The sequence below is a fragment of the Staphylococcus ureilyticus genome, from assembly GCF_002902235.1.
Taxonomy (GTDB): domain Bacteria; phylum Bacillota; class Bacilli; order Staphylococcales; family Staphylococcaceae; genus Staphylococcus; species Staphylococcus ureilyticus.
On the sequence record NZ_PPRL01000062.1, the window covers coordinates 1 to 16,940 of the forward strand.

The window sequence follows — 16,940 nt, forward strand, 5'->3', positions numbered from 1 at the left end:
TACAAAATTTTTAAATTGAATATTGTTTCTTTTTTGTTACAATATAGTGAGGAGAATTTCGTCCTTTTATAAAAGCATATAGCAAACATTCATAATACCATTATGAATGATAGCCGCACGACATCACTAAACTATTAATTTTATATAAAACTATTATAAACAGAAATAAATTAGAGGAGAATAGAATTATGGATTACAGAGTATTATTGTATTATAAATATACAACGATTGAAGACCCAGAAACATTTGCTACAGAGCATTTAGATTTTTGTAAAGATTTGGAGCTTAAAGGACGTATCTTAGTATCAACTGAAGGTATTAATGGTACTGTATCAGGAACAGTTGAAGCAACAGAAAAATATATGAACGCATTACAATCAGATGAAAGATTCAAAGGAATTACTTTCAAAATTGATGAAGCAGATGGTCACGCGTTTAAAAAAATGCACGTGCGTCCTAGAAAAGAAATTGTAGCATTAGATTTAGAGCAAGATATTAACCCTAAAGAACTTACTGGTAATTATTTATCACCTAAAGAATTTAAAGAAGCATTATTTGATGATGACACAATTGTTATCGATGCGCGTAATGATTATGAATATGATTTAGGACATTTCCGTGGTGCGATTCGACCTAATATTACTCGTTTTAGAGATTTACCAGACTGGATTAAAGAAAATAAAGATCAATTTATGGATAAAAAAATCGTCACTTATTGTACTGGCGGTATTCGCTGTGAGAAATTCTCCGGTTATCTACTAAGAGAAGGTTTTGAAGACGTAAGCCAACTTGAAGGTGGTATCGCCACTTATGGAAAAGATCCAGAAACAAAAGGTGAGTATTGGGACGGCAAAATGTACGTATTTGACGAACGTATCAGTGTAGATGTCAATCAAGTTGAAAAAACTGTTGTAGGTAAAGAATGGTTTGATGGGACACCTTGTGAACGTTACATCAATTGCTCTAATCCCGAATGTAACCGTCAAATTTTAGTATCTGAAGAAAATGAAGCACGTTATTTAGGCGCTTGTTGCCATGAATGTGCTGAACACGAAAATAATCGCTATGTTAAAAAACATGGTATTAGTGATGAAGAAAAAGCAAAACGCCTAGAAAACTTTAAACAACTTGTCTAGTAAATGATGCTTTGAAACACTGTATGAGCATATGATAATGTCATACAAAATATTAGACATATCTATCTAGTTAACAAAAAAATAGTCTGGGACATAAAGTTCTTGGACAAGTGAAAAAGGCAATTTCTATATTATTTCAATAGAAATTGCCTTTTTTCAATACTGTTTTAATTATACTTAGCTCATTGAGTTACAACTTGGATTGATATAGTGTCTTATTTTTTAAAGTATTTAACGTAAAAGTACATATGAATACATTGTATTTTGGCGAGACGTTTGCTGGAACAAGACAATCTGAAGACGAGACAGACTGAATCTGTCCCTAAGAAATCGAGCCAACAATATGCTGCAGTATTGTATAATCAAAGAAACACTCATATGGATTGAATTAAATCATATGAGTGTTATTTTTCTAGGGTTTATGTTTCAGTACCTTCTCTTTTTAAAGTTACTTTTTTTACATAATTAGCTACCGCACACTTTATATTTATTGAGATTTTTTACATTTCACTTATTATTTGAGCAACATAATGATAACCTTTACTTATCAATTCTAATTATTAAGATTTATTTTACTTATAATAAATATGTGCTAACGTAAAAGTAAATGAATATTGCATTATTTTTCATCACATAAAATATTTAGAGATAGAAGGTTGCTTATGTTTATTTTTATTCTTTCAGAAGTTATTTTGCCTATTTTACTTCTGATATTGTTGGGTTTAATACTTCAAATAAAATTTTCTTTTAATCTTAAACACTTTTCCACTTTAATAACATACTGTTTAATGCCGGCATCAGTATTTGTAAACATTTACCACATTAACATTGATATACCTTTATTACTAAACATAATATATTATATTATCATTTTCAGCGTTATTTTAATTTTACTTGGCAATTTAATTTCTAAATGTCTACATTTGGAAAAAGGAGAAAGTGCTGCTCTAAAAAATAGTATTTCGTTAATGAATTCAGGAAATTACGGGTTACCAGTCAGTCAACTCGTATTTAGTCATAATCCAATCGGTGTCTCAGTCCAAATTTTCATTTTAGTATTTCAAAATTTACTCACATATTCTTATGGTATGTATAATCTACTATCAGCTAGTAAATCAATGGCAGATATCACACGCGGATTTTTACGTCTACCAGTTTTTCATGCACTTCTGCTAGGAATTATCTGCCAAGTTTTTACTGTTAAGCTTCCCAAAACGATTTTAATTCCCCTCGATCAACTCTCTGATGGATTTGTAGCTATAGCACTGATTTTGTTAGGAGCACAACTTGCAAGAATTAAAATCAACTTTTTCCATCGCGTTATTTCATGGTCACTTATTGGTCGTTTAATAATAAGTCCAATACTTTCTTTAGCAGTTATCTATTTATTAGGCTTAGACGGTGTTGTGGCACAATCACTTTTTATTGCTAGTTCTTTTCCTACTTCAAGAAATACTTCTACGATTGCCATGGAATATCAAATTGAACCGGAATTACATGCACAAATTGTATTATTTTCTACATTATTTAGTATTTTTACAGTTACCACTGTTATCTTTTTATCTCGTATCTTGTTTTAAAAATTGGTAATGATAACATATTTATCCCATAACAAATGCGCATATAAAAATACCAGCCATCCAATATATAAATGAAAGACTGGTATTTTCAAATTTTTGTAGTTAATTTGAAGATATTTGCTTTTCTATGCTTATTGTAATTTCATAAACCCATTTCCTAGGACATCTCGTACATCATGGATTACTAAAAAGGCATTTTCATCATGACGATTTACAATTTTTTTAATTCTAGCTAACTGATTTTGAGGAACGACTACGTAAAGCACATTCGTCTCTTTTTGTTGATATCCTCCTACACCATTTAGCAGTGTTGAGCCACGACCTGTTTCTTCATTAATTTGTTTACTAATGTCTGCATTAAAATCTGAAATAATAGTAATCGCTTTTTTAGGATTAAATCCTTCTATTACAAAAGACATGCTTTTTTCAACGATAAACAACATGACAATAGTATAAAGTACATTTTGTATAGGTAAGACAAGTAAGAATGATAAAACTATCAATGAATCAAGTATAAATAATGCTTGTGACGTTTTAATTTCGCTGTATTTGTTTATAATTTTTGCAATAACTGAAGTACCGCCCAATGTACTACGGGCAGATATCACAAAGCCTGTACCGATACCAATGAGCACGCCTGAAAAAATAGTATTGATAAAATCAGACTCTAAATTTAAATTAAAAGATTCAGTAATACCCAAGAAGAATGAACTTGCAACCACAGTAATCAAAGTATAAAGTGCAGTTGTTTTACTTAGATATTTCCAACCAACACCAATTAATATGATGTTAATGATAAGTGTCGTCAACGCTGGAGAAAGACCTAAAGTATATTTTAGATTCAAAGAAATACCGACTGTGCCACCTTCTCCTAAATTTGAAGCTAAAACAAAAGAATTGACGCCTATTGCAATTAAAAAAGTACCTAAAAGACAAAAACAAATATTTTTCAGATGAATTTTATATACCATTGAACCAACACCTCTTTCTATAGATTAATCTATTTTTTGAACAACCATTTTCTTAACTATACTTCGTCCATTTTGCTTTCAACACAAAAAGAAACTTTTCAGCAATAGCTAAAAAGTTTCAGAATTACAATTTCAAATTATAATTTTTTAATACAGAAAACATAATAATAAAAATACGTATGTTTTTCAATGTATGCGGGTTATGTTGAATTATAAGTATATAATGTTTACTTCAATTTATTATAAGCTGTTTAATATTATGCTCTAATTTAATCATTTTCATGTTCCACTAAAAAATGAAAAATCCCTAGATTCTATAAAAGAACCTAGGGACTGATGATACAATATTTCAAAATTAAATATTATTTTATTATGCAGTAACCCACTGTGAAGGGCCAACTTCATCATATAATTTTTGAGCTGCTGCATCTTGAACTGCTTCTGGTGCATTAGCAGCTGGTTGACCTTGATATTCAGCTGGAGCTACTGAATCCCATGTACTTTGTAGGAATTGGAACTTACCTGAAGCACCTGATGATGGGTTTGTAGCATGAATATCGCCACCTGATTCACGTTGTGCAATTTGTTGTAAGTGTGCATTCACACCTGATGAGCTAGTTGAAGCTTCATTTGAGCTTGATGATTGAGTTGAAGCTTTTGTAGTTGCTTCTTGTTGTGGTTGTTGCGTTTGCTCAGTTTGTGGAGCAGCTTGTTGAGCTGGTTGCTCAGTTTGTACTTCTTGTGCTGGTTGTTCAGTTTGTGCTTGTTGAGGTTGTTCAACAGAAGTTGTTTGTTCTGATGATACATCTTCACTAGAACCTCCACCAAAACTCCATGACCATGTTTGGCCATCTGATTCAAAATTATAATTTGTACCATTATAATTAAAGTTATAGTTATATGCACCCTCTTGTACAGGTGATGCATTTAATTGTTCTGGATTAGATTGTGCTAAGTTTGCTAATTCTGCTTTGTCAACACCTTGTTCAGCTGCGTCTGCTGAGTTTCCTGCTGCAAATCCTGTTACGCCTAAACCTACTGCTAATGTTGAAGCTAATACTGTTTTTTTCATTTTTAAAAATTCCTCCTATAAGGTAAATAATTTTTTTCGTTATGATTAATTTGCAAGTACAACTATAACATCTTAAAAACAGTAGTAGGTTACAGCCAAATAAAAAAGTACACCCTTTCTTTACATGGTGATTACATTTATAAAATAGAATATAAGCATCATCAACTATGTTGAAAACTGCTATGAAAGTTTATGTGACTATTTAACAAATATAGTGAGCGTAATAAAATTGTAATTTATCAGATTATTCTGTATTATTTCGAGATAAATTTCTACCTTCTTATAAAAGTACATTTTCCTATAAAGTATGTATTTTAGCTATTCCTATTGTCTATTGTTAATTTAATAGACAATAAGAATAGCCTGATAGAAGTATAATTAAATAGTAGGATTAAATATATTAGATTTGATGGGTTAAATTAACGGGGAGTTGGGAGTGCTTGAAATATTATACAATTTCATAAATTTCGTTTTCTTCAAAATCAAATTGACTTATAAGATCTGGGTTTTGATCTATTGGAAGTGGATCAAAAAGTGTTTCATCTTCATTTTTAGAACGTGGGGACATAAATTTAATAGTTTCAATAAAAATTTCTGATACAAAATGCATCTGTCCTTCTTTTTCAAATTTTCTCGATTGCATTTGTCCAGTTATACCAACCAATGAACCTTGATTGATATATTTTTCGACATTATTAGCAATTTTTCCGAATGCCTTACAAAATAAATAATCACAAATAACTTTTTGATTTTTATCTTTATAATTTCTTGGGACGGCTACGCAAAATGTAGCTAGTTTATTACCTTCCTTCTCATAAATTTTAGGGTCCTTTGTTAGTCTCCCTACAATGACAATACTGTTAATCATATGTCACCTCCTCTATAAGTAAATCATAAAAAATTCACATGATTCCGTCAAAATACAGTTTTTATAATTTCAAAAAGTAAATGACTACAAAATTCTACTTTTTTCACCTTTATCATAGAAAATTACGTTATAATGATAATATAAATACATTTTATGTAGAGTTTAAATTAATTAAATGGATGTGAGACGATGAAAACATTTAAAGCCGTTCGATTTCAAATCGTATCAGAAAATGGTGGCTTAACTGAGTACGAATTAGAAGATGGTGTCATCATCAATAAGGAAAACAGTGGCACTGGCTGGTTGCTTGAAATCGTCATTTCAGATTATCATTATGAAACTATGAAAACATATATGGATAACGAAACATTATTAGACATACGTGTCGTTATCACTAGACCTGCTAACGATCCAGCTTTATTTGATGCAACCATTAAACATATCATTCAATTAGAAAATACAATTTCTGTTGTTTGTGAATGTCACATTTACACATTAAGACAAGTTTATGCTGAAAGTTTATTAGAACAATTAATAGATGAAGGTTTATCTGGTGAAGACTTGAAGAAATCCTTTAATAGAATGATGCAATCTAAACCAAGACTGAAGGATGAAAAAGTAGATAAATAAAAAATAGTGTTACAGCCCGTTTTAAACAGTCTGTAACACTATTTTTTTATTATTTGTCTTGCAAAGCAAATGTTAACTCACAACTACATGCTAATTGTCCATCTACTGTTGCCTTAGCACTACCTTTACCAATAGGGCCTCTGAGCTTCGTGATTTCAACTTCTAAGCGCAAAGTATCTCCAGGTGTTACTTGTTTTTTAAAACGACATTTATCGATACCAGCAAATAGTGCAAGTTTTCCCTTGTTTGCTTCGCTATTTAACATAGCGACAGCACCTGTTTGTGCTAAAGCTTCAGTAATTAATACGCCAGGCATTACTGCATATTCTGGAAAATGACCTTGAAAGAATGGTTCATTACCTGAAACTTGTTTAATTGCTACACATCGTTGACCTTCATCGTATTCTACAACACGATCAATCAATAAAAATGGTTGCCTATGTGGAATAATCTCTTTTATTTGGTTGTAGTCAAAAATTGTTTCCATAATTTGCTTCCTCCAACTTTACTTCTCTCTGTTTCCAATTTATTAATATAATATATTATAACATTAATCTTGTATTCTTTTGATGTCAGCACCTAATGCCTTTAATTTACCATGCAAATCAACATACCCTCTGTCTAAATGCTTTAGTTCAGTAACATATGTTGTTCCTTCAGCTACTAGTCCCGCTAAAATAAGTGCTGCTGCTGCACGTAAATCCGTTGCTTTTACTTGAGCGCCTTGAAGTTGACTTTTACCTTCAATTTTTGCACTTCTTCCTTCAACAGTGATTTTAGCATTCATTCTTTTAAATTCACCGACATGCATGAATCGATTTTCAAACACAGTTTCCGTTACTACTTTATGTCCATTTGCAGTTAATAATAACGCCATCATTTGTGATTGCATGTCTGTAGGAAAACCAGGATGTGGAAGTGTTTTGATATCTACCGGTTTCAATTCGTTTTCGGCACTTACACGAATAGCATCATCAAGGCATTCTAGATTAACTCCCATTTCTTCTAATTTATAAACTAGACTCGTCATATGTTCTTTGATTGCACCGTTAACTAAAACATTTCCTCTTGTAATTGCACCTGCAATTAATAATGTACCTGCTTCAATTCTATCAGGTATAATTGAATGCTCGACGCCATACAAGGCTTCAACACCTTCAATCGTAATGGTGTCAGTACCAGAACCTAACACATTTCCGCCCATTTCATTAATATAATTTGCTAAATCAACAATTTCTGGTTCACGTGCGACGTTTTCTAAAACAGTTTTACCTTCAGCTAATGAAGCAGCCATGATAATATTTTGAGTCGCACCTACGCTTGGAAAATCTAAGTGAATCGTTGTACCTTTCAATCCGTTAGTAGTGTTTGCGTATATAAAACCACCATCCATATGGATTTCAGCACCTAGTTCTTCAAAACCTTTAATATGCTGTTCTATCGGTCTTGAACCAATTGCACAACCACCCGGTAAAGCAACTTTGGCATGACCTAATCGTGCTAGTAAAGGTCCCATTACAAGTATACTTGCTCTCATTTTACTTACATATTCATATGGTGCTTCTTCATTTAATTGTTTTGTTGCATCTACTGTAACTTCTTCTTGTTCTTTATTATAAGAGACCTCAGCATTTAATGTAGATATTACATTATTAATTGTTTCTACATCACTAAGTGCTGGTACATTTTTTAATTTGCTCACGCCTTTTGATGCTAATAGTGATGCTGTTAATACTGGTAATACCGCGTTTTTTGCACCCGAAACTTTCACTTCACCAGTTAATTTTTTACCACCATTAATTTCTATCTTATCCATCTTAAATCCTCCACTTAACTACTTATATATTGCCTAAAATTTTCATTCAAACTTACTATTAAATTATATCGATAATCATACGTAATATACAATTATTTGAATTATTGTACCAAATATTTTATTTGTGTAGAAAATTGTAATAAATCTACAATAAAATTACTGACCGAAGTTCCAATTAATATTGCTAAAAATATCATACAAATTTGAACTTGTACTGGAAAACCTTTTTTAAAAAATTGCTCTAATCTCACTGCATTCAATGCCCAATAAGCAATACAAATACAAAGGACATGTAGTATGAGATGTACAATTGAAAATTGTCCTAAATATTCCATAAGCCATTCTCCTTGATAAACACTATTTATATATTTTACACGAAACACTAAACAAAAGATACTTAATAATTAGATTACTGACTTTTAAATAATAAGCGTCAATTTAATATTATTTTCCCATTATATATATCATGTATGCATAACTATTAAAATTAAATATTTTTACTTACTTTACTTCTAAACGATTAAAAGTATATGTGAAAGTAAAACTTTTACTTTTTTTATTCATACTACACTCTTAAATCTTTGGTACATTATTATAATTCACTTGTGATTTAAGAAAGTTACTATAATCCATATTTTGAATTAATGTTTCATTGCTAAATTAACGCTAAAAATTTAATTTTGACATGTTTAATTAGAAAAGAAAAAGTCGACAAAGTAAAAACTTTGTCGACTTTTTTAGATATTCGTCATAGTATATCTTTTATTCATTATTGTAATTGAGCGACACGAAGACGGTTATTAGCACGATCTAATGCGCGTTTGGCTCTATTTATGTCACTGCTATCTTCTTCATTGTTTAAATGAGATTCTGCTCTTGACTTAGCTAATTCTGCTCTAGCGACATCAATTTCATTCGCAGGCTCTGCAGTTTGAACAATGATTGATAATTTATCTTGTCTTACTTCAACAAAACCTTCACTCACTGCAATATATTCTGAACCACCGTCAAAATTAATTTTGGCATAGCCAATTTCAAGTGCTGCAACTGTTGGAATATGTCCATACATGACACCGATTTCTCCAGCAGTAGTTTGTAAAACTGCCAGAGTGACATCTTCTCGGTCGTAAACAGAACCATTAGGAGTGACAATATTTAGGCTTAATGTATTCATTATCCATACCTCCTAATTTTAAACTTCAACACCCATATCTTTAGCTTTTTCAATTACTTCATCCATGCTTCCAACTAGACGGAATGCATCTTCTGGAATATGGTCGTAATCACCATTTAATATTGCTTTGAAGCCTTCTACTGTTTTTTGAACAGACACATAAGATCCTTTTTGCCCAGTAAATTGTTCAGCTACGTGGAAGTTTTGAGATAAGAAGAACTGAATACGACGCGCACGTTCTACAGTTTGTTTATCCTCTTCCGAAAGTTCATCCATACCTAAGATAGCAATAATATCTTGTAATTCTCTATATTTTTGTAAAGTAGATTGTACTTCACGTGCTACTTCATAATGTTCTTGACCAACAATTGATGGATCAAGCGCTCTAGAAGTAGATGCTAATGGATCAACTGCAGGATAAATACCCATTTCAGTTAATTTACGCTCTAAGTTTGTAGTTGAATCTAAGTGCGCAAATACTGCAGCTGGTGCTGGGTCGGTATAATCATCGGCTGGCACGAATACTGCTTGAATTGACGTTACAGAACCTTTAGTTGTAGAAGTAATACGTTCTTGTAATTGTCCCATTTCCGTTGCTAATGTAGGTTGATAACCAACGGCTGAAGGCATACGACCTAATAGTGCAGAAACTTCTGAACCGGCTTGCGTAAATCTAAAGATGTTATCGATGAATAGTAGAACGTCTTGTCCTTGTTCATCACGGAAATACTCAGCCATAGTTAAACCAGAAAGTGCTACACGCATACGAGCACCAGGTGGTTCGTTCATTTGCCCAAAAACCATCGCTGTCTTTTTAATAACACCACTATCACTCATTTCAAAGTATAGGTCATTACCTTCACGAGTACGTTCACCTACACCAGCGAACACTGATATACCACCGTGTTCTTGAGCGATATTATTGATCAATTCTTGGATTAATACAGTTTTACCAACACCTGCACCGCCGAATAATCCAACTTTACCACCTTTAATATAAGGTGCTAATAAATCAATAACTTTGATACCTGTTTCTAATATTTCAACTTTCGTAGATAATTGATCAAATGCAGGTGCTTCTCTATGAATTGGATCACGACGTACTGAGTCATCTATGTCTTCATCTAAGTCTATCGTATCACCTAATACATTAAACACTCTACCTAACGTTTCATTACCAACTGGAACGCTAATGCTGTTTCCGCTGTCTCTTACTTCTGTACCACGTTTAACACCATCAGTTGAATCCATTGCGATTGTACGTACTACGTCATCGCCAAGTTGTAATGCAACTTCTAACGTTAATTCAACAGTACCTTCTTCTCTTTCTATATCGAGAACTAAGGCATTATTAATTTCTGGAACTTCATTGTGCTCAAAGCGAACATCAATTACTGGACCCATAACTTGTGTTACACGGCCTAATCCCATGCTATTTTCCTCCTTTAATCATTATTCAAGTGCAACTGCGCCACCAACAATTTCAGTAATTTGTTGAGTGATTGCTGCTTGTCTCGCTCTGTTATATTCGATAGATAAATCATCAATGATATCTGTCGCATTATCAGATGCATTTTTCATAGCCGTCATACGTGTTGCATGTTCACTTGCTTTTGCATCTAAAATCGTTCCATATATTAAACTTTCAACATATTGAGGTAAAATGACACTTAAAATTGCTTCTTTGTCTGGTTCAAATTCATATGAAGACATTTGACCATGTCCTAAGCTTGAATCTTCTGGAGACAATGGAAGCACAGTTTTCATCGACGGTGTATTTTCTAAAACACTGACGAAATGACTGTAATAAATTTTCACCTCATCCACAATCTCATCGTTATACAAATCTATTGCTTTTTTAGCAATTGCTTGTATTTCTTTAAATGAAGGTTGATCAGGAACTTCTGTTAAAGAATCATGAATGTCATATCCTTTATTTTTAAGAAAATCAACACCTGTTTGGCCTAAAACTAAGATGGAATATTCATCACTACTACTATGTTTGCGTTCAATATCTTTCATTAGATGTTTCAACACATTCGCATTGTATGCACCCGCAAGGCCTTGGTCACTAGTAATTACGATATAACCACTTTTCTTCACTTCTCGTTGTTGTAACATTGGGTGATGTGAATTTTTGTCCGCTCCAGCAACAGCTGTAATTGCATCTTGCATTTTAACCATATATGGTCTGAACTGATTCGTATTTTTTTCAGCACGACGTAATTTCGAACTAGAAACCATGTTCATTGCTTTCGTAATCTGTTTCATCTTTTTTGTTGATTTTATTCGTGTATCGATTTCTTTAAGAGATGCCATTATCTCACCACCTTTTATCTACATTAACTATTATGCTTCTTCTGATTTGCTAAAACTCTTCTTGAATTCATTAATCGCTGATTCAAATGATTCATCATTAGGTAAAGCACCCGTCGTTTTGATTTCATTTAATAAATCAGATGCATTCGATTTAGCCCATTGATTCAACTCGTCTTCAAAACGTGTGATATCAACTACAGGGATATCATCCAAATGTCCTTTTGTTAAAGCATAAATAATTAAAACTTGATTTTCTACAGGTAGTGGTTTGTTTTTATCTTGTTTTAATATTTCAACTGTACGTTTACCACGTTCTAATTTTTTAGCAGTAAATTCATCTAAATCAGATCCAAATTGCGCGAATGATTCTAATTCACGATATGATGCTAAATCTAGACGTAAAGTTCCAGCAACTTTTTTCATTGCTTTAATTTGCGCAGAACCACCGACACGTGATACTGATTGACCTGCATTAATCGCTGGTCTTACACCAGAGAAGAACAAGTCAGATTGCAAGAATATTTGTCCATCAGTAATAGAAATTACGTTTGTCGGAACGTAAGCGGCAATGTCGCCTGCTTGTGTCTCAATAATAGGTAATGCTGTGATTGAACCGCCACCTAAATCATCATTTAGTTTAGCCGCTCTCTCTAATAATCTACTATGTAAGTAGAATACATCACCAGGATAAGCTTCACGGCCTGGAGGTCTACGTAATAATAATGATAGTTCACGATAAGCTGCTGCTTGTTTTGTTAAATCATCATAAACGATTAAAACATCTTTGCCAGCAAACATGAATTCTTCAGCCATTGCTACACCAGAATATGGCGCGATATAAAGCATAGGCGCTGGATCTGCTGCTGAAGCAGAAACAATAATTGTATAATCTAATGCACCTTCTTGACGTAATTTTTCAACATTTGCACGTACAGTTGAATCTTTTTGTCCGATAGCAACGTATATACAAATCGTATCTTGATCTCTTTGGTTCAAAATCGTATCAATGGCAACCGTCGTTTTACCCGTTTGACGGTCTCCGATGATTAATTCACGCTGTCCACGGCCGATTGGTACAAGCGCGTCAATTGCTTTTATACCAGTTTGTAATGGTTCATCTACAGATTTACGATCCATTACACCAGTTGCTTTCTTCTCTACAGGACGTGTTTTTGTAGTATTGACTGGTCCTTGACCATCAATTGCTTGTCCTAATGGGTTAACGACACGACCAAGTAACTCCTCACCAACTGGTACTTCCATGATACGTCCAGTTCGTTTTACTTCGTCTCCCTCTTTAATATCCGTGTAAGGCCCTAAAATTACTACACCGACATTGGATTCTTCTAAGTTTTGTGCTAAACCTAGAACGCCGTTATTAAATTCAATAAGCTCACCAGCCATAACGTCATTTAATCCGTGGATTAAAGCGATACCATCACCAATTTGCAGAACTGTACCTACATCAGTAACAGCCATTTCTGACTCATAATTTTCTATTTGTGAGCGAAGTAATGCACTGATTTCTTCAGCTTTAATGGCCATCTATGTCACTCCTTCGATTTTTATTTCACTCTAATAAATTGCTTTTCAAGTTTGGCAAGATCATTTTTAATACTTGCATCCATCACTTTCGTACCAACTTTAACTCGGATACCACCGATAAGATCTGGATTTATTTCATTTGTAATCATTAGTTTTGATAGTTTTGTACGCGATCTAATAATTGAATCAATACTTGCTATTTCATCCTCAGATAGTTCATACACTGATTCAATAATCGCAAAGTCTTGATTGTGATACGCATTATATAAAGTTTCAAAAGCTAAGAATATTTCATGTGTATATGTAAGGTGACGATTACTTGCAAGCACCATAAACATATTTTGTAAATATTGATGTGCGTGTCCAAAAATAATAGCAACAAAACGTTGGCGTTGTGCTACATCTTTTTGTGGGTCTGTATCTAATTCTTTTAATTTTCCTACTTCAGGTCGCACTGCTTCGTCAATTGTTGAAAACTCTTCATACATTTGATCAAGTAACGCTTTTTCTTTAGCAGTATCAAATAACGCTTTTGCATATTTTTTTGCTACATTAGCCATTATTTATCGCCTGCCTCTTTAATGTACTTTTCAACTAATTCTTTTTGATCTTTTTCTGAAATTTCTTTTTGCAGTACTTTTGAAGCAATGAGTACGGAAAGCTCAGAAACCTGATTATTAATATCTGCAAGTGCGCGTTCTTTTTCACTGTTAATTTCATTTTGTGCTGTTTCAATCATGCCATTAGCTCTAATATTGGCTTCATGAATAATTTCTTCGTGTTGTTTACGGGCTTGTATTTTAGATTCTTCTAAAATCTTATGAACCTCTTCTTGTGTTTCTTTTAGTGTTTGTTTATTTTGTGCTTCTAATTTTTGAGCATTTAATTTAGCTTGTTCAGCATCGTCGATATCTTTATTGATATCGCGTTCACGTTTGTCCATCACTTCTTTAAGTGGGCCCCATGCAAACTTTTTCAAAAGTAAGAGTAATATGGCGAATGTAGCAATCGTAACAATAATTGTTCCCCATTGTACACCACCGCCACTAGCCGCACCTAGAACGAACATATTAGTCGTAGCAGTCACTTTCATAGACACTCCTTTCATCCAGTATAATCATAAGGTATTTTGATAAAAACGAACGGCGAGAGCCTAGAAGACTTCGCCATAAAGACTAGTTTACTTATAGTGACATGAAAGCGATAACTACACCTATAATTGGTAGCGCCTCAACTAATCCGATACCGATAAACATAATACCCATTAATTGACCACGTGCTTCTGGTTGACGAGCGACACCTTCTACTGTTCTTGAAACGATAAGACCATTACCAATACCTGCACCAAGTGCTGATAAGCCGATTGCGATTGCTGCTGCGATTAAATTCATTTAAAAATCCTCCTAATTTGTTCTTTTTATTTTTTAATTTAATGACTCTTTTGTACTTTATGTGACATATATACCATCGAAAGCATTACAAATATATATGCCTGAATCGTACCGATAAAAATTGAGAACCCTTGCCATACGATTAGGCCAGGTAACCCAATTAACCAACCCCATGCTGGGAAGTCGAATACTAAACCTGCTAATAATCCTAGTAATAATTCACCTGCAAAAATATTTCCGTAAAGTCGTAGTCCTAGCGTCAATGTTGAAGTGAACTCTTCAAACACATTGATAGGCAATAGGAATATCGGCTTTGTATAATTTTGAAAATACCCTTTAGTGCCAACCATTTTAACCCCATAATAATGTGTTAATAATATTATAAGCGTTGATAATGTTAATGTCACAGTTGGATCGGCTGTGGGAGATTTCCACCACAGGGTGTGTCCCGAAATTAATTGGAACGGTAAACCGAGCATATTACTAACAAATATGAAAAAGATTAATGTAACGGCTAAGAAATGGAACTGACCGCCTTTTGACCAAGCCATGTTACTTTCGATAATCCCTCTTACGAAATCAAAAACCCACTCGATAAAGTTTTGTTTGCCTGTTGGACGTTTCTTGAGGTTACGTGTACAAATAATAGCTATTACAAAAACAATAAACGCCGTAATCAACATCATCATAATCGATGATAGATTAAACACGATGTCTAGACCGAACACATTCCAACTGACTAGAGGGTCTTTATGATCCATGCTTTCTCACCTCTTTCATTATAAAATTTATTTCTTGTGTAAAAATGGTTTGAAAACAATTAAAACATAAGAAATCATTAAACCAACAACTACTCCAAAAATGTTTATATGGTCCTTATAAAAATACCATGTCGTACAAGCTAATATCACAACCAAATATCTCCAAATGTTGCCCGTTGAAATATGTATGTTATCCTTTTCTTTTGCTTCCGCCAAATAATATTCAAAAGTAAAAGTATTGATTAGCGATCCGATCATTCCAATTATAAGACCTAATATAAATGCAGAGTATGTGAAAATAAACACAATTACAAGTACAATAATACAATATATATAGTATTGCATGTACTGTTTAAAAATGATGTTGAAACGTTTCATTTCAGTGCCTCGCTTCACCTTATCTTTCTTATATGAAAACCATTCCAATCATACAATTTTAATAATAATATAGGGTACTTTACGTGTCAATTCTATTCAAATTGTAATTCAATTTTTTACAAGAATGTCACAAAAATGACACATAAATACAAAAATTATTTGAAAGAAGAAGGTTTTTTATCAATTAAACCAAAAAAATATTTAATATTTTGACAAATTCTATATGATGCATTGCCGTCTCCATATGGATTTTGAGCTGTGCTCATGATCTCATACAAATTTTTGTTATCTAATAGTTCTTTTGTTGCTGCGAATATATTCTTTTCATTTGTGCCTACAATTTTTAATGTACCTGCCGCTACACCTTCTGGTCTTTCCGTAACATCCCTCAAAACGAGTACTGGTTTACCTAAAGAAGGCGCTTCTTCTTGTACACCACCAGAATCAGTTAAAATTAAATAAGACTGATGTGCAAAATTATGAAAATCAACAACTTCTAAGGGTTCTACAAGCTCAATTCTCGTGTGATTTGATAAATAATAATCTGCAATTTCTCTTACTTTAGGGTTTTTATGTATTGGGTAAACGACAACAACATCCTCGTATGCTTCGACGATATCTCGTACTGCTTTGAAAATATGTGCCATTGGTTCCCCAATATTTTCTCGTCTATGCGCAGTGAGTAGAATAATTCGTTTATCTTTGTGCTTGGCTATAATTTCTGATTGATAACCATTATGAATTGTCGTTTTCATTGCATCAATAGCAGTATTACCTGTTACGACAATTGAGTCTTCTGGTTTGTTTTCAGCAATCAAATTATTTGCAGCATTATTGGTAGGAGCAAAGTTTAAATCGGACATTACTCCTACCATTTGTCTATTCATTTCTTCAGGAAATGGAGCATATTTATTCCAAGTTCGCAAACCAGCTTCGACATGCCCGATTGGGACTTGATTATATAATGCTGCAAGACTTCCAGCAAATGTACTTATGGTATCACCATGAACAAGTATCATATCTGGTTTCGCTTCTTTTATAACATCCTCTAATCGTACGAGTATGCGTGAAGTTATATCAGACAATGATTGTCCCTGCTTCATAATGTTCAAATCATAATCAGGTGTGATGTCAAAGCTTTTCAACACAGAATCTAACATTTCTCTATGTTGTGCCGTCACTACAACGATTGGTTGTAATTCAGCGTCTTTCTCCAATTCTAAAACGAGTGGTGCCATCTTTATAGCTTCAGGCCGTGTCCCGAATACAGTCATAACTTTTTTCATACTACTCCACTCC

At 33.2% G+C, this 16,940-nt stretch carries 19 protein-coding genes; 3 read left to right on the plus strand and 16 right to left on the minus strand.

What is annotated here, in order from left to right; all coding sequences use genetic code 11:
- Window positions 1–188 precede the first annotated feature (188 nt).
- Together trhO and CD150_RS06765 are read left to right on the plus strand one after the other, a co-directional pair.
- On the plus strand, window positions 189–1,136 hold the full coding sequence (trhO, locus tag CD150_RS06760) for an oxygen-dependent tRNA uridine(34) hydroxylase TrhO (RefSeq protein WP_046206942.1): 948 nt from the start codon (window positions 189–191) through the stop codon (window positions 1,134–1,136).
- A 662-nt stretch (window positions 1,137–1,798) separates the two neighbouring features.
- Window positions 1,799–2,716 carry an AEC family transporter gene (locus CD150_RS06765; protein WP_073344764.1) on the plus strand — a complete coding sequence of 306 codons (918 nt, stop codon included), beginning with the start codon at window positions 1,799–1,801 and terminating at the stop codon, window positions 2,714–2,716.
- A 131-nt stretch (window positions 2,717–2,847) separates the two neighbouring features.
- Here CD150_RS06765 and CD150_RS06770 read toward each other — a convergent pair whose 3' ends face one another.
- The 3 genes from CD150_RS06770 to CD150_RS06780 form a co-directional block, all read right to left on the minus strand.
- Window positions 2,848–3,687, minus strand: coding sequence for a YitT family protein (locus tag CD150_RS06770; RefSeq protein WP_046206940.1), 840 nt, complete (start codon window positions 3,685–3,687; stop codon window positions 2,848–2,850).
- Window positions 3,688–4,057: 370 nt separating this feature from the next.
- A complete protein-coding gene (locus CD150_RS06775; RefSeq protein WP_046207768.1) occupies window positions 4,058–4,759 on the minus strand; it encodes a transglycosylase family protein in 702 nt (233 codons plus the stop codon).
- Between the two features lie 448 nt (window positions 4,760–5,207).
- Window positions 5,208–5,627: a single-stranded DNA-binding protein gene (locus CD150_RS06780; protein WP_073346080.1), complete on the minus strand. Its 420-nt coding sequence runs from the start codon at window positions 5,625–5,627 to the stop codon at window positions 5,208–5,210.
- 189 nt (window positions 5,628–5,816) lie between these two features.
- On the opposite strand from CD150_RS06780, the gene CD150_RS06785 reads away from it, so the two are divergent.
- Window positions 5,817–6,257, plus strand: a complete 441-nt coding sequence (locus CD150_RS06785) for a YwpF-like family protein (protein ID WP_046207766.1) — start codon at window positions 5,817–5,819, stop codon at window positions 6,255–6,257.
- A gap of 49 nt (window positions 6,258–6,306) precedes the next feature.
- Here the strand turns inward: CD150_RS06785 and fabZ are convergent, their stop codons facing one another.
- The 13 genes from fabZ to wecB all read right to left on the minus strand — a co-directional run bounded on the left by fabZ (window position 6,307) and on the right by wecB (window position 16,927).
- A complete protein-coding gene (gene fabZ, locus CD150_RS06790; protein WP_046207765.1) occupies window positions 6,307–6,744 on the minus strand; it encodes a 3-hydroxyacyl-ACP dehydratase FabZ in 438 nt (145 codons plus the stop codon).
- Between the two features lie 63 nt (window positions 6,745–6,807).
- Complete coding sequence (murA, locus tag CD150_RS06795; protein ID WP_103161450.1) at window positions 6,808–8,073, minus strand: UDP-N-acetylglucosamine 1-carboxyvinyltransferase; 1,266 nt, start codon at window positions 8,071–8,073, stop codon at window positions 6,808–6,810.
- A 101-nt stretch (window positions 8,074–8,174) separates the two neighbouring features.
- Window positions 8,175–8,408 carry a DUF1146 family protein gene (locus CD150_RS06800; protein ID WP_046207763.1) on the minus strand — a complete coding sequence of 78 codons (234 nt, stop codon included), beginning with the start codon at window positions 8,406–8,408 and terminating at the stop codon, window positions 8,175–8,177.
- 434 nt (window positions 8,409–8,842) lie between these two features.
- A complete protein-coding gene (locus CD150_RS06805) occupies window positions 8,843–9,247 on the minus strand; it encodes a F0F1 ATP synthase subunit epsilon (protein WP_019468303.1) in 405 nt (134 codons plus the stop codon).
- A gap of 18 nt (window positions 9,248–9,265) precedes the next feature.
- Window positions 9,266–10,678 (minus strand): F0F1 ATP synthase subunit beta, encoded by a 1,413-nt coding sequence (gene atpD / locus CD150_RS06810; RefSeq protein WP_019468302.1) that lies wholly within the window; start codon window positions 10,676–10,678, stop codon window positions 9,266–9,268.
- A 21-nt stretch (window positions 10,679–10,699) separates the two neighbouring features.
- Window positions 10,700–11,566: an ATP synthase F1 subunit gamma gene (gene atpG / locus CD150_RS06815; RefSeq protein WP_046207762.1), complete on the minus strand. Its 867-nt coding sequence runs from the start codon at window positions 11,564–11,566 to the stop codon at window positions 10,700–10,702.
- A gap of 30 nt (window positions 11,567–11,596) precedes the next feature.
- Window positions 11,597–13,111, minus strand: a complete 1,515-nt coding sequence (gene atpA, locus CD150_RS06820; RefSeq protein ID WP_046207761.1) for a F0F1 ATP synthase subunit alpha — start codon at window positions 13,109–13,111, stop codon at window positions 11,597–11,599.
- A gap of 20 nt (window positions 13,112–13,131) precedes the next feature.
- The gene (locus tag CD150_RS06825; protein WP_070039515.1) at window positions 13,132–13,671 is read right to left on the minus strand and encodes a F0F1 ATP synthase subunit delta; all 540 of its coding nucleotides are present in this window, start codon (window positions 13,669–13,671) and stop codon (window positions 13,132–13,134) included.
- Complete coding sequence (locus CD150_RS06830) at window positions 13,671–14,198, minus strand: F0F1 ATP synthase subunit B (protein ID WP_026034759.1); 528 nt, start codon at window positions 14,196–14,198, stop codon at window positions 13,671–13,673. The genes CD150_RS06825 and CD150_RS06830 overlap by 1 nt, the downstream gene beginning before the upstream one ends.
- Window positions 14,199–14,295: 97 nt before the next feature.
- Complete coding sequence (gene atpE, locus CD150_RS06835) at window positions 14,296–14,502, minus strand: F0F1 ATP synthase subunit C (protein WP_002482721.1); 207 nt, start codon at window positions 14,500–14,502, stop codon at window positions 14,296–14,298.
- A gap of 38 nt (window positions 14,503–14,540) precedes the next feature.
- Window positions 14,541–15,263, minus strand: coding sequence for a F0F1 ATP synthase subunit A (gene atpB, locus CD150_RS06840; RefSeq protein ID WP_019468297.1), 723 nt, complete (start codon window positions 15,261–15,263; stop codon window positions 14,541–14,543).
- A 27-nt stretch (window positions 15,264–15,290) separates the two neighbouring features.
- Window positions 15,291–15,641, minus strand: a complete 351-nt coding sequence (locus CD150_RS06845; protein ID WP_046207759.1) for an ATP synthase subunit I — start codon at window positions 15,639–15,641, stop codon at window positions 15,291–15,293.
- Between the two features lie 155 nt (window positions 15,642–15,796).
- Window positions 15,797–16,927 (minus strand): non-hydrolyzing UDP-N-acetylglucosamine 2-epimerase, encoded by a 1,131-nt coding sequence (gene wecB, locus CD150_RS06850; RefSeq protein WP_103161451.1) that lies wholly within the window; start codon window positions 16,925–16,927, stop codon window positions 15,797–15,799.
- Window positions 16,928–16,940 lie beyond the last annotated feature (13 nt).